This window comes from Paenibacillus vini, from assembly GCF_018403325.1.
Lineage (GTDB): Bacteria > Bacillota > Bacilli > Paenibacillales > Paenibacillaceae > Fontibacillus > Fontibacillus vini.
Window position 1 is genome coordinate 1 of record NZ_BOSL01000093.1, and the last position, 236, is coordinate 236.

Below are 236 nucleotides of genomic sequence, written 5' to 3' on the forward strand. Positions count from 1 at the left end.
GTGCACCAGTTGTTCCGCCAGGAGCATAGCTGGGTAGCTACGTGCGGACGGGATAAGCGCTGAAAGCATCTAAGCGTGAAGCCCCCCTCAAGATGAGATTTCCCAATTCGTAAGACCCCTTGAAGACTACGAGGTTGATAGGCCTGAGGTGGAAGTGCAGCAATGTATGGAGCTGACAGGTACTAATCGGTCGAGGGCTTATCCAAAACAACTCCAAAAAGTGGCGTCAGGCTGAC

Annotated in this window: 1 rRNA gene; it reads left to right on the forward strand. The window is 52.5% G+C overall.

Annotated features, from left to right (window positions below):
* Positions 1 to 206 (forward strand): 23S ribosomal RNA (locus KJS57_RS26305); the annotation flags it as partial.
* Positions 207 to 236 lie beyond the last annotated feature (30 nt).